The sequence below is a fragment of the Psychrobacter sp. AOP7-B1-25 genome (genome assembly GCF_052376195.1).
GTDB lineage: Bacteria > Pseudomonadota > Gammaproteobacteria > Pseudomonadales > Moraxellaceae > Psychrobacter.
The window spans coordinates 1-22,477 of sequence record NZ_JBQSVK010000002.1; the positions used below are offsets into that span (position 1 = coordinate 1).

The 22,477-nt window shown below is 42.9% G+C and carries 18 protein-coding genes; 7 read left to right on the forward strand and 11 right to left on the reverse strand.

Going from position 1 to position 22,477, the window contains the following annotated elements; translation table 11 throughout:
- Positions 1 to 65: 65 nt before the first annotated feature.
- The 5 genes from ACT3QR_RS02635 to acs form a co-directional block, all read right to left on the reverse strand.
- Positions 66 to 479, reverse strand: coding sequence for an antiterminator Q family protein (locus ACT3QR_RS02635; RefSeq protein ID WP_444519854.1), 414 nt, complete (start codon positions 477 to 479; stop codon positions 66 to 68).
- 106 nt (positions 480 to 585) lie between these two features.
- The gene (locus ACT3QR_RS02640) at positions 586 to 1,593 is read right to left on the reverse strand and encodes a hypothetical protein (RefSeq protein ID WP_444519855.1); all 1,008 of its coding nucleotides are present in this window, start codon (positions 1,591 to 1,593) and stop codon (positions 586 to 588) included.
- A gap of 113 nt (positions 1,594 to 1,706) precedes the next feature.
- Complete coding sequence (locus ACT3QR_RS02645) at positions 1,707 to 3,041, reverse strand: tyrosine-type recombinase/integrase (protein ID WP_444519856.1); 1,335 nt, start codon at positions 3,039 to 3,041, stop codon at positions 1,707 to 1,709.
- A gap of 231 nt (positions 3,042 to 3,272) precedes the next feature.
- Positions 3,273 to 4,475 carry an NAD(P)/FAD-dependent oxidoreductase gene (locus ACT3QR_RS02650; protein ID WP_444519857.1) on the reverse strand — a complete coding sequence of 401 codons (1,203 nt, stop codon included), beginning with the start codon at positions 4,473 to 4,475 and terminating at the stop codon, positions 3,273 to 3,275.
- A gap of 274 nt (positions 4,476 to 4,749) precedes the next feature.
- On the reverse strand, positions 4,750 to 6,711 hold the full coding sequence (gene acs / locus ACT3QR_RS02655) for an acetate--CoA ligase (RefSeq protein WP_444519858.1): 1,962 nt from the start codon (positions 6,709 to 6,711) through the stop codon (positions 4,750 to 4,752).
- 443 nt (positions 6,712 to 7,154) lie between these two features.
- On the opposite strand from acs, the gene ACT3QR_RS02660 reads away from it, so the two are divergent.
- Together ACT3QR_RS02660 and ACT3QR_RS02665 are read left to right on the forward strand one after the other, a co-directional pair.
- Positions 7,155 to 8,438 carry an NAD(P)/FAD-dependent oxidoreductase gene (locus tag ACT3QR_RS02660; RefSeq protein WP_444519859.1) on the forward strand — a complete coding sequence of 428 codons (1,284 nt, stop codon included), beginning with the start codon at positions 7,155 to 7,157 and terminating at the stop codon, positions 8,436 to 8,438.
- 241 nt (positions 8,439 to 8,679) lie between these two features.
- A complete protein-coding gene (locus ACT3QR_RS02665; RefSeq protein ID WP_444519860.1) occupies positions 8,680 to 9,726 on the forward strand; it encodes a pirin family protein in 1,047 nt (348 codons plus the stop codon).
- Positions 9,727 to 9,811: 85 nt separating this feature from the next.
- Here the strand turns inward: ACT3QR_RS02665 and ACT3QR_RS02670 are convergent, their stop codons facing one another.
- Together ACT3QR_RS02670 and ACT3QR_RS02675 are read right to left on the reverse strand one after the other, a co-directional pair.
- Complete coding sequence (locus ACT3QR_RS02670; RefSeq protein WP_444519861.1) at positions 9,812 to 10,915, reverse strand: alkene reductase; 1,104 nt, start codon at positions 10,913 to 10,915, stop codon at positions 9,812 to 9,814.
- A gap of 244 nt (positions 10,916 to 11,159) precedes the next feature.
- Entirely contained in the window at positions 11,160 to 12,089 is a 930-nt protein-coding gene (locus ACT3QR_RS02675) for a DMT family transporter (RefSeq protein WP_444519862.1), read from the reverse strand.
- Between the two features lie 605 nt (positions 12,090 to 12,694).
- Here ACT3QR_RS02675 and ACT3QR_RS02680 point away from each other — a divergent pair.
- On the forward strand, positions 12,695 to 13,108 hold the full coding sequence (locus tag ACT3QR_RS02680) for a hypothetical protein (protein WP_444519863.1): 414 nt from the start codon (positions 12,695 to 12,697) through the stop codon (positions 13,106 to 13,108).
- A 210-nt stretch (positions 13,109 to 13,318) separates the two neighbouring features.
- On the opposite strand, the gene ACT3QR_RS02685 is transcribed toward ACT3QR_RS02680, so the two are convergent.
- Positions 13,319 to 14,125: a DUF2971 domain-containing protein gene (locus tag ACT3QR_RS02685; protein WP_444519864.1), complete on the reverse strand. Its 807-nt coding sequence runs from the start codon at positions 14,123 to 14,125 to the stop codon at positions 13,319 to 13,321.
- 236 nt (positions 14,126 to 14,361) lie between these two features.
- Here ACT3QR_RS02685 and ACT3QR_RS02690 point away from each other — a divergent pair, with 236 nt between their 5' ends.
- From ACT3QR_RS02690 to ACT3QR_RS02700, 3 genes are all read left to right on the forward strand, one after another.
- A complete protein-coding gene (locus ACT3QR_RS02690) occupies positions 14,362 to 15,366 on the forward strand; it encodes a lipoate--protein ligase (protein ID WP_444519865.1) in 1,005 nt (334 codons plus the stop codon).
- A gap of 209 nt (positions 15,367 to 15,575) precedes the next feature.
- Positions 15,576 to 15,992, forward strand: a complete 417-nt coding sequence (locus ACT3QR_RS02695) for a VOC family protein (protein WP_444519866.1) — start codon at positions 15,576 to 15,578, stop codon at positions 15,990 to 15,992.
- Between the two features lie 38 nt (positions 15,993 to 16,030).
- Positions 16,031 to 16,888: a lysozyme inhibitor LprI family protein gene (locus ACT3QR_RS02700; RefSeq protein ID WP_444519867.1), complete on the forward strand. Its 858-nt coding sequence runs from the start codon at positions 16,031 to 16,033 to the stop codon at positions 16,886 to 16,888.
- Between the two features lie 145 nt (positions 16,889 to 17,033).
- Here the strand turns inward: ACT3QR_RS02700 and ACT3QR_RS02705 are convergent, their stop codons facing one another.
- A complete protein-coding gene (locus ACT3QR_RS02705; RefSeq protein ID WP_444519868.1) occupies positions 17,034 to 19,169 on the reverse strand; it encodes an FAD-dependent oxidoreductase in 2,136 nt (711 codons plus the stop codon).
- A gap of 390 nt (positions 19,170 to 19,559) precedes the next feature.
- Between ACT3QR_RS02705 and ACT3QR_RS02710 the strand changes: the two genes are divergently transcribed.
- Positions 19,560 to 21,224 carry an AMP-binding protein gene (locus ACT3QR_RS02710; RefSeq protein ID WP_444519869.1) on the forward strand — a complete coding sequence of 555 codons (1,665 nt, stop codon included), beginning with the start codon at positions 19,560 to 19,562 and terminating at the stop codon, positions 21,222 to 21,224.
- 108 nt (positions 21,225 to 21,332) lie between these two features.
- Here ACT3QR_RS02710 and ACT3QR_RS02715 read toward each other — a convergent pair whose 3' ends face one another.
- Both ACT3QR_RS02715 and ACT3QR_RS02720 read right to left on the reverse strand, forming a co-directional pair.
- Positions 21,333 to 21,752, reverse strand: a complete 420-nt coding sequence (locus tag ACT3QR_RS02715; protein WP_444519870.1) for a DUF6691 family protein — start codon at positions 21,750 to 21,752, stop codon at positions 21,333 to 21,335.
- Positions 21,753 to 21,847: 95 nt separating this feature from the next.
- Entirely contained in the window at positions 21,848 to 22,285 is a 438-nt protein-coding gene (locus tag ACT3QR_RS02720; RefSeq protein ID WP_444519871.1) for a YeeE/YedE family protein, read from the reverse strand.
- Positions 22,286 to 22,477 lie beyond the last annotated feature (192 nt).

Sequence of the window (22,477 nt, forward strand, 5' to 3'; positions counted from 1 at the left end):
TTCACTTGGCATTAAAAAAGCCACACTTGTTAAAGTATGGCCGCTTTGTCGTTGGCAGTGTAGTGTCAGTGGCTTAACCTTGTTTGTCCAACTATTAAACCTGCGATAAATCCTTCAGCACGTGCTATATGCTGTACAGCGGTATGCGAGCTTACTTTGCTAACGCTATCTTTACCATACTTGAGCGGCGCTAAGTAATGCTCTGCTATGCCATTGGCACTCATACGGTCAATATATTTTAGCTTTAAAATCTTGCCGTCTAAGGGTTTACATTCGCATAGAATGGTTACTAGTCTTTCTACTTTTAGTGCTTCGTCATCAGTGAGAAACATAGCGGAACGTATTTTGCTTTTCTCTACAACATGTCCACGCATTAGACTAGCCATCGGACTTGAATACCCTAAACCGTTGCCTTCTGCTAACACCCAGTTACCCCATGCTGTCAGCAATTCCTGTACTTCTATGCCTAGATCAATCATACAAAATCCAAAAAAAATACGGATGTAAAATTAGTTAGCTCATTGCTTCACATTTCAATAACTGATGAGTCGCTCCAGTATGTACAACAACTAGAACCATGACACCCTAACGTGAGTTCGAACTTCTCTTGAGGTTATGCGGTTTTTTTCTTTCATTGGCCAGCGCCTCTTTTGCTGCCCCAAAGCGATTTTCTAAAGATGTTTTACCTTGACGGAATATTGCTTCTTCAGTAGCTAACCCAATGATGGCAGCTTCGCTAGGAAATGCTGGTTTGTCTTCTGTTCCTTTTGGCGCTTTCATTATTTCCAACAATATACCTATAGTTGTCTGATAACTTGCGGCAGTATTGTCATCCAGCTCAACCGTAGCATCCATAAGCTGCTTCTTAGCTTTGTCAAACTCCTTATCTAGCTTCTCATAAGCTTGATTCGACACATCTCTAAGACCATCTTCCGGCATCCTAATTTGCACTATTTCTTTCTCTAATTCCTCTATCCTTTGTTTTTGTTCTTCATTTTCATCTTTGAGATTATTGAATTTTTCGTTTGTTGTAGTGCAAACTTTCGGAACATTTATGAGCTCATCAAGTTGTGCTTTTTTAAACCTTAATTCGTCATAACTAATAGAAGATATTGCTTTATTGCGCAAAAAGGCACTATTCATACTACCATCGGGAAGGTACCCTATATCAAAAAACTCGGCACTTGAAAGATAGCCTGTGTCACCACGTTCATATTCATAATTACGGTCATCATCAAATGATAGGTTAGTTTGCTTATAAACTGCCTCAACGGTTACTTTGGTCTTAAAGTGTAAAAACTCACTGTCATTATTATCAGTTAAAACATCTTTTAAAAAGAATACCCCTTTTATGACTTTGACACCATTAGCTAAGTAATATGGGAAAGGACTAACCAACTTTCCGCATACTTCTACAGGTGGTGGTGTGTAAACAGAACGATCTCTATTGTAAATCGTGCAAGATTTATGAAAGAAAACGTCCAACTTTCCAGAAAAATTTAACTCTTTCAAGTTATCAAAATTGTATTTATACCCAGTTTGCTTCTCAAGATATTCAAGCGTTTGACTTATATCTAAATAATCTAAAATCATATTTACACCCTACACCCTTAAGTAAAAATAGGAGCAAGGCGGTGACAGTATAAGGGTGTAAATATCTGTCGTTCGGGAGCAACCCCTAGCCTTGCAAAGTGTTTAGCTGAGCATTAACCCAGCTTTTGTGATTGTTGTTTAAAACTGGTGTGAATGACGTTATCAATCTTGCCAGCCTTAATATTATCTAAGTAGTTTGCCCATTCAGTCATCATGCGCGTTCGTTCAGGTACGGCTTGCATACGGTTATACGCCTTGCCGTACTTGTTAAGCATTTGGTGCCCTAGCTGTATCTCTGTCAGTAGCTCGTCATAACCTAGTCTTTCCATCAGCATTGTTTTTGCACTGGCACGGAACCCATGGGGCGTGTGCACTTCTTTGTAGCCTCTGCCCTCGTAGTTGGCACCAATGCCACCTCTATTCATAGATGGATCGTTTAATACTTTATTGATTGCTTGGGGATCATGATATTGGCCTTTCTTACGGTTGCCGTTATAGAAAACATACTCATAGCCACCCGTTAGTGACTGCATTTGCTCTATGACTGCTATTGCTTGCGGCGCCAGTGGTACAACCAAACTCTCTACCATGTCCTCACGCCTCTGCCCCTTTTGAGGTGTAAAAACCCATTGCTTAGCGTTCAGGTCGATATCTGCCCATCGCATCGCGCATACATCGCCTACACGGGCAAAGGTCAGTGTTAATAACTTGAGTATCGTTTTGTTGTATGCCTGCTTATCGCTTAGCTGGTCAATATCTCTTAGTAAGACAGCAAAGTCCTTGGGGTCTGTCAGTGACGCATGATGCTTGGTGCGTGTGGCCTTCAATGCCTTTGCGCCTGAAAGCTGGGTCACTGGGTTGTACTCAATGAGACCCTTTAACACAGCATGGGCAAAGATACGCTGTGCCATATGCTTAACGCGATTACCTTTGTGAACATAGTTTTTTTGTATGTCACGACATAGTGATAGCACTTGCTGAGTGGTAATTTCACTAACGGGGAATTTGCCAAAAGCAGTAGTTAACGGTTTCAGGTAGCTGTTGATGTTTGTTAAGGTACTGGGTGCCGGTTGGTGGTCAGGGTTGCTGGTTTGCTCGTATAGCCAGTCATCAGCTACGGCTTGGAATGTGTTGTTTATAGCAGCGGCTTGCTTGGTTCGTTCATTATCGCGCTGCGAGATTGGGTCCATCGTATTGGCAAGCATGCTCATATTGTCGTTGTGCATTCGTCTGGCCTGCTCAAGTGACAAGGCGGGGTATTGGCCGAGCGTCATCTCCTTGCGTTTGCCAGTGATTGGGTGCGTGTAGCGGTGCTGAAACTCGATACAACCACCCCTCATGCGTAGTCTTAAACCTTGATACCCACCAATAGTGTGATAGACACGCTTTTGCCCTTGCGCTTCTTTGATAGCTTTCTTTATTTGGGTATCAGTTGTTAACGCTGCCATGATTACACGCCTTTATTATCTATCTATACAGATGAGAGCTTGACCACCACTTTGACCACCAGTAATGTAACTAAATGGTGGTCAGTTGTGATAACGCTAGATAATAGATATTAGCACGTAAACTAGACAATACATAGGTTTAAGCTAACAATAGAGAATATCTGATAATACCGAAAGCACCCCCTCTGTGGGCCTTTTTTTTGCTTACGGTTTGCTAAATATCGAGTTTTCTCACTGCTTAAATATTGCCTTAACGGTATGCTGCGCCATTCGATAGCAGCTTTCAATATTACCTTTAGCACACCAGTCACCACTGACAATCCATTGCTTAGTTTCATCTATCAAGATGCCTAACTCTTCTGTGTCCCTATCTACGATAGTGGCTGCATAGCGCCAACGATGACAATCTGTCTGACTAGGTGTGCTACCTTCGTCCCAGTTTAATGCTTGTTTTGCCGACTGTAATAATTTTTCTTTAACTGACTCCATATCTTCATCGACGTGCGCTTCTGACCAGTCATTACGTGCATGAATAGTGACACTTGGTAGTAACTCATCATGGGCAGGTTTTTGATGCTCAATGAATATCCTATCAAGAACAGGACTATTTACATAAGCGACATCCCATTGTGGTACTAGCTGACCATTTAATGTATCAGGTAGCTTTTTTACATCATCCCAACCAAGCATCAGCGTATAGCAGGCTTGCATTTTTGGCTTGGCAATTTTAGCTTGTTGAGCAAAACCACTATCTGCCATCAGCTCTATTGCTTGACCATTTGGCACTGTGCAAATTATCCAATCAAACCAACCCAGACTGGCGCCAGTTTCGTCGAACAGCTCCGTTTGCTTGCTGTCTTGATTATGAATTTGGTTTTGGGTTTGGTGCTGAGACTGCTGCGGGTTCTGATAGTGTAAATACTGAGCAATCGGTGCGACACGTGTCTTAAATACTATGGTCGTGTGCTGGAGTGCAGCCGCTAGTTCACGGCCCCAACTGGTCATTTTTGGTGTACTGATATGACGTGCATGCACCGCGTCCCATTGTTCCTTGCTTCGGATATTAGGTAATTGGCCACTGTCATCTGGTGGCGTTAACTCGACTACTTCGGCACACCATGGCTGTAGTAATCCGCTATCCAACCAAGGCGTGATAAATTGTCGGAAATCATCAGTCTTCGCAGTAAAGAACTGTGCACCAAATGACCACTGCCAGTTTTTGCCAAGCTTACTATCGCTGCGATAACGGGTCGCTAAACGGCCCACACTACGTGATTTTTCAAATATTGTAATTTGCGGCGGTTTGGATGGCGTGCTTGTTTGATTTGACGCGCGCTCTAATAGTGTTGCTGTGAGCAGTCCCGTTAGACCACCACCGATGATGGCGACTTTTGGAGCAGATATTTCATTTGAGTACAAAGCAGGATCAGTCATGATGACAGTAGACCTTATAAAGTATTTATGAGCCTTTACTCTATTAAATGATGGCCTCCTCTCATATATGTCGAGTAGCTCATCAACTAATAGGGTAGCGATTTTGTCTTGTTAACATTATTGAACCTCCAAAGTGAGCCAATATCAATATCGTCTACGTAAAAAAGCCATGCTATTCTCGATAACATAGCCTTTATTCGACTTTGATGTACAAATACCAATGACTAGTACTGAATCATTATTTTTAATAGCACAGATTTTTTGTTAGGCTGACCTACTCTCCTCGGCCTGCTTTTACCTCTTCAACCAAATCATTAATCACTGAGCTATCGGCCAGCGTAGACAGGTCGCCTAGTCCTACATATTGCCCTGCTGCAAGGTTACGCAAAATACGGCGCATGATTTTCCCTGAGCGCGTTTTTGGTAGTGCATCAACCATATAAATGGCATCTAATGTAGCAATAGGCCCAATCTCAGCACGCACATGACGTTTTAATTCTGCTTTTAGATCGTCGGTCTTTTCTTCGCCCGATTTTAGAATAATGAATGCACAGATACCTGTACCGCGTATCTCATGCGGCATCCCAACGATGGCCGCTTCGGCAGTAGATGGGTGCGCAACCACTGCACTTTCGAACTCTGCTGTACCCAAACGGTGGCCGGAGACATTAAGCACATCATCGACACGGCCAGTAATCCAATAGTGGCCATCTTCATCACGCTGAGCGCCATCCCCTGTAAAATAACGACCAGGATAATCGCTAAAATAAGTCTTTAAAAATCGTGGATGGTCATTATAGATAGTACGCATTTGCCCAGGCCAACCACTACTGATTACCAAGTTGCCTTCTGCGGGGCCTTCTAAAGTCGCACCTTCGCTATCGACGACTTCTGGTTTGACGCCATATAGCGGTGTCATTGCTGCGCCTGGCTTGAGGTCAACTGCACCCGGTATTGGCGCCATTAAGATGCCACCTGTCTCGGTCTGCCACCATGTATCAACGATAGGACATTTACCATCACCGACGACATTGTAGTACCAATCCCATGCTTCTGGATTGATCGGCTCACCAACCGACCCAAGTAAGCGTAGACTTGAACGGTCCGACTCCCGAACGAAAGCATCGCCCTCTTTCATCATTGCGCGAATGGCTGTTGGTGCAGTGTATAAGATAGTCACATCATGCTTATCAATAATATGACCGATACGCGCCCATGTTGGATACTCTGGTACACCTTCAAACATGACAGTTGTCGTACCATTGGCCAGTGGTGCATAGGTTGAGTACGTGTGACCGGTAATCCAGCCCACATCTGCCGTACACCAATAGACATCATCTTCTTTGATATCGAAAACGTCACGGAAAGTTGAGACAGCATAGGTGATATAGCCGCCTGTAGTATGCACGACACCTTTTGGCTTGCCAGTCGAACCAGAGGTATATAATAAGAATAGCGGGTCTTCGGCATTCATGACTTCAGGCTCACAGATATCTGATTGTCCATCGACCAAATTGTGATACCACACATCACGGCGTCCGCTCATCGGTATAGAGTTACCTGTACGATGCACAACGATGACCTTTTCAACACTCTCAGTACCATCCATGTCGAGTGCATGATCGACATTGGCTTTTAGCGGTGTGTGCTTGCCGCCGCGTAAACCTTCATCAGCGGTAATAACAACTTTTGAGCGACTGTCTATCAAGCGATTACCTAGACTCTCAGCAGAGAATCCGCCAAAAACCACTGAATGCACGGCACCAATACGCGCACATGCCAGCATCGATACCATGGCTTCTGGTATCATTGGCATATATAACGTGACGCGGTCACCTTTTCCAACCCCAAGCTTGCGCAATGAGTTACCTAAGCGGCAGACGGCTTCGTGCAATTCTTTAAAAGAGATGATTTTGTGCAATGAAGGATGATCACCTTCCCAGATGATAGCGGGTTTGTACGGGTTTTCTTCGAGGTGACGGTCGAGGCAGTTGACTGAAATATTTAGCTCGCCATCTTCAAACCATTTGATGCGAAAATCATCTAAATCATAATTAACATTACTGACTTTGGTCGGTTTTTTTATCCAGTCGATGAGTTCAGATCGCTTCGCCCAAAAAGCATCAATGGCTTCGGTTGACTCGATAGATTGCTGGTAGTCTGTAAGGTACTTATCAGGTGTAGTATTGGCAGCAGCCATAAACTCGGCTGAAATAGGAAATGATTTCTGAGTCATAGTGTTGGGTCCCTTTTAATTATTATGACCTACACGGATAAACGTCTACGACGCGCCCCATGTAAGCGATAAGAGTCATCTTCCATAATCTGTGACACTCATTGTTAGTTTGACAAATAAGCGAGACGGTTGCAAGACATCAAAACCCAAACATAACAATTTCACTGTACATCTGTATGTTTAGATAATTATATTAAAACGTACGTCACTGTTTATATGAGCAGCGATGATAACGATAATACTGAAATGGCAAATGATTGCGATCACACTGTAACAGCGTATGAATTATGACATTTAATCCTTGTAACCTTGGATGGAATATGGACAATAGCTACACTCAAGATGCCTCTTCATTATTTAATAACAGTAAGTCGTGTGTTTTGATGAAAACCAGCGCTCGGCTTGGTTAACCTTTTTTCACCTCATCGTTTGACGAGACCGCAATGACGAATCAAAGCAAGGCACAACACCATACTCACTACGATGTCATCATCATCGGCGCAGGCGCTTCTGGATTGTACTGTGCACTGACGGCTGGTCGCCGCGGTCGCCGTATATTAGTGTTGGATCATGCTAATAAAGCTGGCAAAAAGATTTTGATGTCGGGTGGAGGTCGCTGTAATTTCACCAATTACTTTGTAGAGCCTGAGCATTTTATCGGTGCTAATCCTCATTTCTGCAAATCAGCGCTGAGTCGCTACCCGAGTTGGGAGTTTATCGGTATGGTAGAGTCGCATAAGATTGCCTACCATGAGCGTGAGCACGGCCAGCTATTTTGCGATGACTCAGCACAAGACATCTTGTCCATGCTCTTAGATGAATGCTCGGCTGTAGGGGTACAAGTAAAGCTGAATGCTCAGATTGATCATGTCAAAACTGCTGCTCATGATAAAGGCGAACGCTTTTATCTAACGACTAGCAAGAAACTCGGTAAAAAAGACATCGCAAACGGTACTCAGTCTTCGCAAACACACTATAGCTGTGAGTCTTTAGTTGTCGCTACTGGTGGCCTGTCTATCCCAACTATGGGAGCAAGTGGTATCGGCTATGAGTTGGCACAGCAGTTTGGCCACACCCTCGTACCTACTGATGCCAGTCTTGTACCATTTACTTTCACTGACAAAACAGGTGAGCTTATCCGCGCCCTGGCTGGTATCAGTTTGCCAGTTATTGCCAGTAACGAGCGTATTTCTTTTAAATTACCTGTCCTATTTACCCATCGTGGTCTCTCTGGCCCTGCCATGCTACAGCTCTCTAACTATTGGCAGACTGGCGAAACCATCAGTATCAATCTACTGCCTGAGATAGACGTCACTGAGATGCTACTTGCTCGCAAAAAATCACATCCACGCCAGCTGATCCGTACGGTGTTGGCAGAAAACACAGATAACGCATTACCCAAAAAGCTGTTAGCAGCGCTTCAGACGCATCTGTGGGAAGAAATCAAAGATACCGAGCTTGCCAATATTAAAGACGAGCGACTTACAGAACTTGGCGCTACGCTAAATGGCTGGCAGCTTAAGCCTTCTGGTACAGAAGGCTATCGTACTGCTGAAGTCACGCGCGGCGGTGTCACAACCGACGAGGTATCATCAAAAACGATGCAAAGCAACTTGCAAGATGGCTTGTACTTTATCGGTGAGGTACTCGATGTAACTGGCTGGCTTGGCGGCTATAATTTCCAATGGGCGTGGGCAAGTGGTTTTGTCAGTGGTGAAGTCGTCTAACAACTCCATTGACCTAATTACTTATGGCGATAATAGTAGCTTTAATGGTCATCAGCATTTAAATAATTGACCAGTATTCAAATAGTTGCTGGCAGTATGACTGATGATAACTGAGTGACCTTAGATAGCCGTTTTAGAAATCAATGAGAATAAACACAACATAAGTCTATTTTCATAGTAGAATTGATGTAAGGCATTCATCCTATTAATAGTAATGCCACTTAGATTTATGAGGTAATCCATGCGACCAATCAAACATATTCATGGTGATAAAAAGCCGCATTGGGTAGGTGACGGTTTTTTTGTAAAAACTCTCATCAATCATCTCGAGGATAATCCTGATTTTAACTATAGCCACACTGATCCCTTTTTATTATTTGACTATGGTAAGCCTACAACATTTTCACCCAATCCTGATTATAAACTGCATCCGCACGGCATCGGACTGCATCCACATAAAGGCTTTGAGACTGTCACCATCGCATATTCAGGTGAGATTAGTCATGCAGACTCGACAGGTGGGCGCAGTGATATATTAGAAGGTGATGTGCAGTGGATGACGGCTGGTCGCGGTATTCTACACGAAGAGTTTCACTCTGAAGCCTTTGGGCAGCGCGGCGGTGTTTTTAGTATGGTGCAATTGTGGGTCAACCTACCAAGCGCTCATAAGCTAACCGACCCGAAATATCAATCTATCAAACGTGCTGATGTGCCTATCGTCGATTTGATAGATAATAGCGACGCTGGCTATCAAAACATTGCTCATCAAGGCACTGCTTATCAAAACGCTGTTTATCAAGACACTGACTGTCAAAATAGTGACGAGCAAACTGTCATTGGTCACGCTGCTATTATTGCCGGTGACTGGCATGGTATACCTGGAGCAGCAACGACTTTTACGCCAGTCAATATGTGGGATATCGAGCTGCATACAGCAGGCACAACCACGCTACAAGTGCCGAAAACGCACAACACTCTACTGCTAGTACAAGAAGGTCAAGCATTAGTCAACGGTACAGCTGCCAGTGCAGGGAGTTTGATAGAATTTTCAGCGCCTATCCAAGATCATGTAGATACTCAAACTGAACATTCATCCTTACCTGCTACCGATACTATTGAATTGACCTACCCTGCAACTACCGATGAAGACACGCCTATCAAATTGCTACTGCTAAGCGGTGAGCCAATCGGCGAACCAGTCGCAGGTCACGGCCCCTTTGTTATGAATACTCAAGAAGAACTACGTCAAACCTTCCGAGACTATCAAATAGGTAATTTTGGCAAATAACTAAAATTTATGCATAAAAAGGCCGCTCAACTATTACTAGTTAAGCGGCCTTTTTATATTGCGTTATCTAGCTAAAAACTAACTATTACGCTTGGTCTAAAAATGGATAGTCGGTGTAACCTTCAGCACCACCACCATAGAAAGACTCTGGATGCTGCTCATTGAGCGGCGCGCCTTGTTGAATACGCTCAGGCAAATCAGGATTGGCGATATAGTCGCGACCAAAGGCGACAGCATCAATATAGCCCGCTTTTACGTTTTGCTCTGCTTTTTCGGCAGTATAGCCACCAGCTGCGATGATTAATTGATCAAAAGCAGCACGTACGCGCTTACGGAAGTCGTCGCTATAAGGCGTGCCACCTGCCCAATCTGGCTCTGACAGATGCAGATACATGATTCCGCGTTTGTTGATCTGCTCGATCATCCAGATATTTTCGTCTTCGTTATAACCAGCCTCTACATTGTTAAACGTACCAAGTGGTGAAATACGAATACCGACATGATCTGCATCCCAAGCGTCTACGCACGCATCGATAACATCAAGCGTCAAACGCGCACGGTTTTCGCGGCTACCACCGTATTCGTCATCACGCTGGTTGGTTTGCTCAACCCAAAATTGATGTAATAGGTAACCGTGAGCACCATGGATTTCTACGCCATCAAAACCCGCTTCTTTAGCATTCTTAGTTGCTTGACTGAAGTCAGCGATAACTTGTTTGATTTCTTCAAGCGTGGCTGGACGTGGCGGCGTTGCATCTACACGAATAGCTTGGTTGTCGCTGTCACGTAGTGAGGTACGCACACCAACATCAACATTAGAAGCAGAAATCGGCGCTTTACCATCTGGCTGTACACTCTCGTGAGAGACTAGGCCAGTGTGCCATAGCTGTACGACGATTTTGCCACCTTTAGCATGGACATTGTCTACGATGGTTTTCCATGCAGTGATTTGGTCTTTGGTATGAACGCCTGGCGCGCCAGCATAGCCTTTCGCTTGGAAAGACACTTGCGTCGCCTCAGTAATCACCAAGCCAGAGCTTGCGCGCTGTGAGTAATATTCGCTTGCAAGTGCTGTTGGTACATCACTTGGTTCAATCGAACGCAGACGCGTCAATGGTGCCATAATGATGCGATTTTTTAGGGTTTGGGTACCCATCTTGACGGTTTCAAATAAATTATCGTGTGCCATAAAAAGCCCTGTTTATTGTTTTAAACCTTACTATCAGGTTTACTATTATTGGTAATAAATAGCACTTATATTAGTAGGCAGCACTTAGCTATAGTTCTATAGTTTGCGAAGTACGCTACTCATAAGCCGAGTTCTTTATAAGGGGCAGATCTGATTATTCCAAATAATATTTACAAACAGAAACACTAATATTTAGATATTCGAATCTTTGTGATTCAAGGCTACGAAGACAGTTTACCGTAGCTTAAACGCTCGTCGCCCGAGTGGATTTTTTTGGCTGTAGCATTTTTTTAATAGACAACTCTAATGACAAATACGTGCCAAACAATATCACCATTGAGCCAATGATGGCCTGAATATTTAGAGCTTCATCAAGGAGTAGATAGCCTAAAATAATAGCAAAAATCGGAATGACTAAAGTAATACTGGTGGCGCGCGTCGGCCCAATATTCTTAATCAGCTGGTTCATAAAGATAAGGGCAATGGCTGTCGAAAACACACCGATACAGATCACGGATACCCATGCCTTTATGCTGATATCTTTACCATAAGGAAATTCATTAAACGCCACAGGCAGCATAATGATGCTACCGATAATAAGCGAGCCTGCCGTGATGGCGACTGGCGATACCTCATAAAGATAATTTTTGGTGATGTTAGCCCCAAGCGCATAACCCACACAAGCCAACAGTGCGTAGCCCATCGGCAACAACCCTTCGACCACTCCTTTGCCTGGCTCGCCGCCACCAAATAAGCTTTCACTCATCAATATAATCACCCCAATCACCCCAATGACCAAACCGAGTGCTTGTTTTTTTGATAGCCTATCATTGAAGAAGATTCTAGCGATAAAACCGCTCATCATCGGTACAGAGGCATTTAGTACGGCTAGCACGCCTGCGTTCACTGACTGCGCGGAAAACGAAAACAACACAAAAGGTAGTGCTGCTGAAAACAGTCCCACAAGCGCTAACATTTTCCAATGTTCTTTGATGCCGACTCTGTTTTTCTTATTGAGTAAGACAAACACCAACATGACCAAGCCGGCAAATATCACACGCAAACTAGCAAATGCCAATGAGCCAAACTCAGGCACGCCAATACGATAAAAGACGAAAGAGAGTGACCACATAAAAGAGAGTGTCACAAAGATGATGAGGTCACGGTTGGTCATTGGGTAATCCTATTAAGCACTTAGACTGCGTTTGCCAACTCGTGTCGGTCATGAGCGTCTGATACGTTGTAAAAATTATCATATGATTAAAAACTCATGATGATAACTTTTTAATGGTTTGATGGGTAATTTTTTATAGAATTTAGATTAAATTTTTACTCATCCGTTGAGTTTTTTCGGAATAATATGAACCTTTCTATCTTTTCTAAAACCTACAAAGTTGGACAAATTGCTGCTATTGAGCACCGTATAGCAAGCAGTGATTATCCTATAGCTCTTGTACTTTAGCCTATTCCAGTGCCTTTCTATGCACATACTAAAGAACTCCAAAGTCATCCTTGAGTAAGTCATCAAATCAATATCTATAAAAACAGATTCACAGTCATGTTAAATTCTCCTAATAGCACTACTCTACGACAGCTGATCTTAATAATACTGATATTAAAGTAGCCTTTATAAGTCAATTCAATTTTTACTTAAAATATATTAGTTGATATTTGTTTACTATTTTTCTACTATCTAAAAGGTATTGGTTAGTACTTGGCAATACAAAAAATAGAGGGCAAACATCATTAGTAGAATTTAACAATTATTGAGGAATGATTATGAAAAGGATAGCGTTATTTATCGGTATGATATCAGTTGCAACGGCAGGTTTTTGCGGGGTTGGTCAGTTCTCAGGTGAGACCACTTGCTATATTTATAAACAAGATAAACTGCAAAAAAAGCTAAACTGTCAGTATGAGGGCGCTGAGGGTGCAGCGATGAGTTATAGTTTTAGGCAGGTCTCCTATAACCTGCCAGGATTTGGCAAAATGGCAACCTCTACCAGTGCAAACTATAATGACCGTAATGAAGTGACTGGGTGGACGACCACCGTCAATGACGAGCCCGCTATCATCAGATATCGCCTGCCAACCAATCAGCGTATCGTCAGTGATGCCTATGCGCAGTCTGGTAAAGCAGTTATGCAATGTTATCTCAGCACCAAATCGCAGTGGGAAATCTGCGCTGAATAGAGCTGAATATTCTTTGGGTTTGGGTCATATCTCTGCAAACTCACTTATAGCTACGATGCTTGAGATTGCCATTTAACATTAATAGATAATCAGTGGCAATCAAACACAGAGGCAATTCTTATTTTTTTGGAAAAGAACCTAATAGGTTGAATTGAGACACGTTGACATGGGTTCAATTATACTATTGATATATTCACTATAACTGCCTAGTCAATTGCTAATTCTCTTCTTCAAATCCCAAGAATTCATGTCACATTCACAGTAGTAAACCTCAATACCTTGTTCTTTCCAGCCCTGAATTAGGAGTGCGTACTCATCTTGTGAGACTATCGCCGCTCTCGATATGTTTCTATATATATTTTTACCTAAATATACTTCTTTTATTGAGCTTTTGGGGATAGAAAAACAGTACAGTGGTCGACCTGCTATTGTGATTTTATTGAAGTCTCCAAAAACCCCTTCCCCGCTATGATAACTAGCTTTTAGGCTTTTAACTTCTTTTACTACTCTCACCTCTTCTTCGTAAGCCCAGTCTAATGATTTATATAAAAAAGCTCTTTTTGCAAGATTAAACATATTTCCTTCAAACGCTATATTTTGACCAATTTTCATCAACCTATCATTACTTATTATATCTAAGTCATTTTGTGGTTTGGTTTTTGTATATATGACCTCTCCAAGCTGATATGGAATCAAATTATTTGAAAGGCAGTTGAGGTTAGCTTCATCAACATCAATTCCAACGACTACTCCTTGATGAGAATCTCCATAATGAGCCCACATCAAAGAATTCAACGGTTGTCTAGTCAAGGATAAAACAGCATAGCCTCGAGAAAACCTATTTCTACAAGCGTTTTGAGCAATTTTGGGACTTATAAAAGAACGTGGCTGTTCTTTAAAGCCGAAAGCAGTACATTCGAACGGGTCGTTGAAATCTTCTAAATGAGTAAAGCCAATAGATGAGGTTTCAATGGCTTTCTTTGCCCCTGACAGTGATATATATTTATATAGGATCATATATTTTCTTCTATGCTAAAAGTGAAATGCTTTTGCAAGCTTAACCTTTTGTGTTGATTAGGTCTTGTGTATAACCTGTTTTTCTCAAACACTTTATTAATAAATTCAATTTCTTCTAAGCCTAAAACTACCTTCCTTATCATACAGCCATTGAATTACAACCCTGCATCGGTAAGAATGGTGCTATCTATTTATAAAACCTGCTCACCAACCCCGTTTATTAAAGAGTCAAATACATGAAACTGCGCATCCTAAAATCTGCCGTGACTAACCCTTGGTTTAATCTTGCCACCGAGGATTGGATATTTAACACACTCAACCCCGACTCGCATACTCTATTTTTATGGCGTAACTCTGAGACCGTGGTTATTGGACGCTCACAAAATCCATGGGTAGAGTGCAAAACCGATAAAATGAAAGCAGACGATGTGTTTTTGGCGCGGCGTCAGAGCGGTGGCGGCGCAGTATTCCATGATTTGGGTAATACCAACTTTACCTTTTTATCTCCTAAAGACGATTACGACCAAGAAGCAAACTTCACCATCATCATTAACGCGCTTAAAAAATTAGGCATCGAAGCCACGCTATCTGGACGTAACGACATGCAGGTCGGCGACCGCAAAATATCCGGCAGTGCCTTTAAGCACGCAGCCGATCGCAGCTTTCATCATGGGACATTACTGGTCAATGCCAATATGCAAAAGCTTGGCGACTATCTAAACCCGCATCCACTCAAGCTTAAAGCCAAAGGCATCAAATCTGTACGTGCACGCGTCGCAAACTTGGTAGAATTTAATGAGACTATCAATCATCAAATCTTGTCTGATGCGATTATCGAGGCATTTTGTGAGTACCATGGAGAGACTGCACAGGTTGAGCAGTTGGATGAAGCCAGCCTTGCCAAGCAGCCAACGTTAAATACCTACTATCAGCAAATGGCAGACTGGGATTGGCGCTTTGGTAAAACGCCTGAGTTTACTCATCATATCGAGACGCGCTTTGATTGGGGCATAATGGATGTGCACATGGATGTGAAACAAGCCATAATTCGCGAAGTTGTCATCTTCTCTGATGCGCTAAATCTTGAGCTCATCGACCTGCTCAAAGATACACTGACTGGCGTTAAATATAGTAAGCCTGAGATTAAGAACAAACTCGATGAACTGGCTAACTCGCAACCTCCATTAGCAGCGCAAATTAGTGATTTTGAAAAATGGTTAATTGGTGAGATGGAAGGTTAAATTTTGCGACGTCAGATTTACTCTAGCAAATATTGCAAGGTATGCCGCTTACACTGCTTGATAAAAACTTACTGATACAAATGCGCTTTATATAGTGAATAGTGTTGATGTCATACATACTCCATTTGAGATTTTGTATATTAATGATGCATAACCAGCACCTTGCCACTACTCCATTTTTTAAGATTCATCAATACTAAGGTATTTTTATGAAGTATTTACATGCAATGATTAGAACCAACAAACTAGAAGAAACGTTATCTTTCTATTGTGACCTCATGGGCTTACAACTACTAAGAAAAAGAGACTCTGAGTCAGGAAGGTTCAGTTTATACTTTTTAGCAACGCATGAGGGTGCGCCAGAGATTGAGGTGACACACAACTGGGATGAAAGAGAATATACCAATGGCGATAATTTTGGGCACTTTGCCTTTAGAGTCGATAACATATACGCGCAGTGCGACACCTTTATACAGGCAGGGATTGAGATATTAAGACCGCCTAGAGATGGCCATATGGCTTTTGTTAAAGACCCCAATAATATCTCAATTGAGCTGCTACAAGATGGCGAAGACTTAGAACCTATTGAGCCTTGGATTTCGATGGAAAATATTGGCAGTTGGTAGGTGAATGAGGCTGGCTGGGCTAGGATGGATGGACTGATTTGTTTTTTGCAGAAAGTGATGGTGACACGTATATTACCGTTATAGCTTTCTTAAAATACAATCAAGCTCTAAAAAATGAGGGTAATATGAAAAGGTTATGCGTCACTACAATCAATATTTTAGGCGCTTGCCTGCTCTCCACTCATGCAAATGCAGCAAGTTTCGATTGCAATAAAGCAAATACTTGGATAGAAAAAACTATTTGCACGAACACTGAGTTGTCTGATCTTGACGAAGCTATGGCAAAAAAATATAGAGAAGATATCAACAATGCAGCTAACAACGAAGACAGTGAAGTCTACAAAAACAATGTGATTATAGATCAGAAATTATGGCTAACTTTTCAGCGCAATACTTGTAAAGATACCGAATGCCTCATCCGTGAGTATACAGAATACATCGAAGAGCAAACCAATTACGGTGTGGCTTGGAATTTTTCAGATGAATTAAGTTCTTCTGACTTACCGAGTAAAAGTGCCTTTGGAGAATTTTCTAAGAACTTCCAGCTTTCAATCTATAACGTAGATGGTAAGCGCAAAAATACTTTGCAAGACGCAAAAAATACTTTATCGATCAATGAGGTTAATAACAAACCTTATCTTTCTGTGATTGAAAGTGATTTGATTTTTACTAACTATCATAGTTGTAGTATTGGAGATAGTATCGCAAAGTGGTCACAAAACCACTGGGTCATTAACGATAGTAATCAGACAGATGAAACCCTAGAACTACGATTATATCCGGCAGCTTATAAAGGCAAATATCAATTACTATTAAGAGATATTGACAATCAATTTAGGTGGGGGCGTTGCGGAGTGCGTGGTTATTTTGATGGTATTGTATTAGAGCGTGAATAAGTGAACAAAATCTCTCGATTCTCTCAGAACAAACATAAGCTGAACTGAATATCCAATGTAATAAGTCAAATTTTCATTCTAAATAAAAAAAGACAGCAAGAGATATCCTCTCGCCGTCCATTATTTAACGCTAATGCTAAACAGTCTAGATCTGAGCAGCGACTTCAGCACCATCACGAATCGCACGTTTGGCATCTAGTTCAGCTGCCAGTTTTGCACCGCCGATTAGATGGTATTGCGCGTCTGGTGCATCACCCACATTTGGCATCAGCTCAACGACTGATTCTTGACCGGCACAGACAACGACGCTATCAACGCGTAATAACTGGCTTTGACCTTGTGGGTTAGTCACCCAGATACCTTCGTTGGTAATTTTGTCATATTGTACGCCAGCGACTTGGATCACGCCGTGAGATTTGATATGCGCCCGATGTACCCAGCCTGAGGTTTTGTTCAGGCCACTACCCAAACGGCCTTTGCTACGCTGCATTAAATATACTTGGCGAATCGGTTTGATTGCGTGTGGTCTGACCAGTCCACCATCACTTTGGTAGTTAGTATCATTGGTCACGCCCCATTCTTCGCGCCACTCGCTAATTGACTGCGGCTCAGGACGATAGCTTGGATCTTTTAGTCCTTCAGGGCCGATTTCGTCCAGCGATTTGCCATGATTGGCTGTGAGATACTCACTTACATCAAATCCAATACCACCAGCGCCGATGACTGCGACTGTGTTACCTACTGCTTTTTCGCCAGACAGTAGTTCAGCATAGCTCATGACTTGTGGCAGCTCAGCCCCTTCTAGCTTACCTTCTAGACTTCTCGGTATGACACCCGTTGCTACGATGACGTGATGGAACTTAGCTTTTTCCAGCATGTCTTTATCGACTTTAGTGTTCAGTTTGATCTCAACACCCAAATGCTCAAGCTCATTAATATAGTAGCGAATAGTCTCAAAGAACTCCTCTTTACCAGGGATAACTTTGGCGTAGTTAAACTGACCACCTAGCACATCTTTTGCTTCAAACAAAGTCACGTCATGACCACGTAAAGCAGCCACATGAGCGGCTGACATACCAGCGACACCGCCACCGATGACAGCCACTTTTTTCGGTTTTTTGGTCTTCTTATAGACCAATTCAGTCTCATAACAGGCTTGCGGATTGACTAAGCAAGTTGAGCGTTTGTTTTCGAACGTATGGTCGAGACAGGCTTGGTTACAAGCGATACAGGTATTGATGCGATCTGTCTGTCCATTTTTGGCTTTATTGACCCAATGTGCATCCGCCAAGAATGGACGCGCCATCTGAATCATGTCAGCTTGACCAGTCGCGACGATTTCTTCTGCTGTTTCTGGCATGTTGATACGGTTGGCCGCCATCATTGGGATACTAATGTGCTTTTTGATTTCAGCGGTGAAATCAACGAAAGCCGCTCGTGGTACGCTCGTCACGATAGTCGGGACACGCGCTTCATGCCAGCCGATACCAGTGTTCATGATGGTCACGCCCGCTTCTTCTAGCGCCTTCGCCACGGTGATGACTTCATCCATGACGTTACCGTCTTTGACCAAATCAATCACTGATAAGCGGAATAGAATAATAAAATCTTCGCCAGTCGCTTCGCGAACGGCTTTGACCACATCGACGGCGAACTTCATACGACCATGAATGTCACCACCATAAACGTCTTTACGCTTATTCACATGGCTTGATAAAAACTGATTAAGCAGATAACCCTCAGAGCCCATGATTTCGACGCCATCATAGCCTGCTTGCTTGGCAAGTTTCGCTGAGCGAGCATAGTCTTTTACCGTCTGCTCGATGTTTTTGATGCTCATCTTGCGTGGTTTAAACGGTGAGATTGGTGATTTGATTGGGCTAGAGGATACGGCAAACGGATGATAGCCATAGCGACCACTGTGCAATATTTGCATAATGATTTTACTGTCATGCTTATGCACAGCACGGGTAACGCGCTGATGATTAATCACATCTGCTTTGTTATTCATCGTTCCGCCAGCAGGCAACAACCAACCTTCACGGTTAGGCGAGATACCGCCAGTAATCATCATTGCCACGCCGCCCTTGGCACGTTCTGCAAAATACGCTGCCAGCTTGCCGTAATTATAAAAACGATCTTCAAGCCCAGTATGCATCGAGCCCATAACCATACGGTTTTTTAGCGTAGTAAAGCCCAAATCTAGCGGCTCAAATAAATGCGGATAGTGTTCATTGGTGCTAGCGGTTTGGATCGTATTGGCACTGTGGCTGGCAGACATATCATTTTCCTTATGAATAGTTTTTGAGACAGCTTCTTAAAAGCAGCTTTTTAGAAATAGTGGTGCTACGGGATTTAGCATCATCGATATCGTAACACACCGCTATTATTGTCAGCTATGCAGACAAGCGACTGATGAGTGAGCACTATATTAATTGCTATCACGAGCGGTACGGTGTAACAGGCTTTACTGCAGTATATGGTTAAGCAAACACCACAAAACCCAGCCAATTTTTGAGGTAGATTGTATACCGTTAGCTTAATAACATTTAGAGATTAGACTAAGATATAAATCGATAAATATCGACTTATACTTATAATTTCTATGCTAGATTACTGTACTAAGCTAATGTATTGACGAATTTTAGAAATACGATAAAGGACTATCATCATGACAGATTTTCATACAGGTCTTGGCAAAAACGCCGCCAATCATCAACCACTTACCCCTATTGATTTTATCATTCGCAGCGCTCAAGTTTATCCTAATAAGACTGCCATCATTTATGACGACCTAGAACACAATAGCCTCACTCAGACATGGCAGCAGACCTATACTCGCTGCCGCCAGCTGGCTGATGGTCTACGCAAACTGGGCATCGATAAAAATGACACGGTCGCCGTGATGTTGCCGAACACGCCAGCGATGGTCGAGTGCGCCTTTGGTATTCCTATGTCAGGCGGCGTAATCTGTACCTTGAACACGCGACTTGATATCAATGCACTCACTTTTTGTTTGCAGCATTCAGAAGCAAAGGTCTTAATCTTAGACAGTGAGTTTGCTGAACATGCTGAGATTATCGATGAGACTTTTCCAGACTTAATTGTCATTCATTCAACGGACAAAGCTGTCGATGTCGATCGCTTTGGACACATGAGTTATGAAGCATTAGTAGCCAGTTCAGACAGTTTGGATAACTGGGAGATGCCATTGGATGAATGGGATGCCATTGCGCTGAATTACACCTCTGGTACGACAGGCAAACCCAAAGGCGTGGTCTATCACCATCGCGGCGCAACCCTTAACGCTGTCTCTAATATTTTAGATTGGGACATGCCAAAACATCCCATGTATCTATGGACGCTGCCACTTTTTCACTGTAATGGCTGGTGCTTTCCTTGGACCATCGCCGAGCGTGCTGGAGTCAACGTATGCTTGCGAAAGATTGATGCTGACTTGATATTGCAGCTGATTGCCAAGCATCAAGTTACCCACTACTGTTCTGCACCAGTCGTGCACAATATGATTGCTGGCGGCAAACCAGAGTATAAAGAAGCCATCACCCATACAGTCAAAGGCTGGGTCGCTGGTGCACCGCCCTCTGAGACCATGTTGGCAGCGATGGAGGCGATAGGTTTTTATATCTCGCATGTTTACGGTCTCACTGAAGTATATGGGCCAGTGACGGTCTGCGCTGAACAAGAAGCATGGAACGAGCTTGATGTGGCCACACGCGCCCAAATGAAATCACGTCAAGGTATGACTTCTCATTTGATGGCAGGGTTTGAAGTGTTTAAGCAAGGTACGACTGAACCTGTTGCCGCTGATGGAGAAGAGATGGGTGAGCTGGCGCTACGTGGCAATATGGTAATGAAAGGCTATCTAAAAAGCCGCAAGGCTACCGAAGAAGCATTCGCTGATGGTTGGTTCCGAACAGGTGATTTAGGTATCAAGTATCCTGATGGCTATATCAAAATCATGGACAGACTGAAAGATATCATCATCTCAGGCGGTGAGAATATTTCTAGTATCGAGGTAGAAAACGTCTTATATAAACTACCTGCGATTGAGAGCTGTGCTGTCGTCGCCGCGCCACATGACAAATGGGGTGAAGTGCCCGTTGCCTTTATCGAGATTCACGCTGGTAGCACCTTGCAACGTGAGACGGTGATGGAGCACTGCAGTCAACACCTAGCAGGTTTTAAAGTGCCAAAATATATTATCTTTGCCGAAATACCGAAAACCAGTACCGGTAAAGTGCAAAAGTTTGAGCTACGCCAAGCGGCTAAATCATTGGCACACGAAACGCCGAAAGTAACCGCCAGTGCCAAATAAAGCGGCGATTTAGTAAGTCTTATCATCAATTACCATCCATCAAAAAAGTCAGCTATATGTAGCTGACTTTTTTTTGAGCACTCTTCTATTTATAGAGAGCCAATCATATCAGCCAAGCTTTGGCTCAAGCCACTGATAAATTAGCATTCCTATAATCATAGCAGGAATAAACACATATGCTTGCCACTGGCCCGTACCGAGCAATACAATTCCCGGTCCCGGGCAAATACCAACCAGCCCCCAGCCGATACCGAATAACATTGCACCAATAAGCAGCTTTTTATTAATGAAGGTTTTGCTTGGCATATCAATCGGTGTGCCAATCCAGCTGCTCTGTTGACGCTTTGCCAATCGCACACCAAAAAATGCAGCTATCAGACCACCGCCCATCACTAGTGCAAGGGAGATATCCCATTTGCCAAATACGTCCAAAAACCCTTGTACTTTCACAGGATCAGTCATACCTGACACCAGTAGTCCAAGTCCAAACAGCAATCCTGCCAGTAATCCGATTATATTTTTTAGCATCGTCGTATCTCGCTATTATCTTCTATTAACCATTATATGTCGTTCGCGCGGTAGCCCGACTATCAGTCTTCATTTAGCAATCTATCATGAATGAGCTATAGCAAGCCCAGTACGTGACGACCGATATAAACGGTCACAATCCCAAACAGCATAAAGGTGACGGTCGCTGCTAATGACCGTGGAGACAGGCGTGCATTACCACAAATACCATGTCCACTCGTACATCCTGAACCTAAACGCGTGCCAAAGCCGACCAGTAGCCCTGCACCAATCAATAATGGCAAAGAGGTACTAACAGCTACTTCAGGTAACGGTCTTGCCAACTGATATAGCAGCGGTGAGATGACCAAGCCCAGTATAAATAGCACTTGCCACATCTCTACACGCTTGGGTTTTAGCAAGCTTGAAAAAATACCACTGATGCCTGCTATACGACCGATACCTAGCAGTAAGATAACCGTCGCTACGCCTAACATTAGACCCCCAACTAAGGAAATCGGCGTAAATACTTGCCAGTCTATTTGTATAATCATAATGGACTACCTAATTAAGTTCATTGAATACGTACTTAAGTATTAAATTATAAAAATACATTATATTATAAAATATAATAAAAGGGTAAAAAAATACTGAACCTAGCATGACACTAGTGATTCAGTATTTTTTATAACTGTAAAGACTGTACTGCAGAGGCTTTAAAAAGGAAGCTGAAGAATACTTAATAA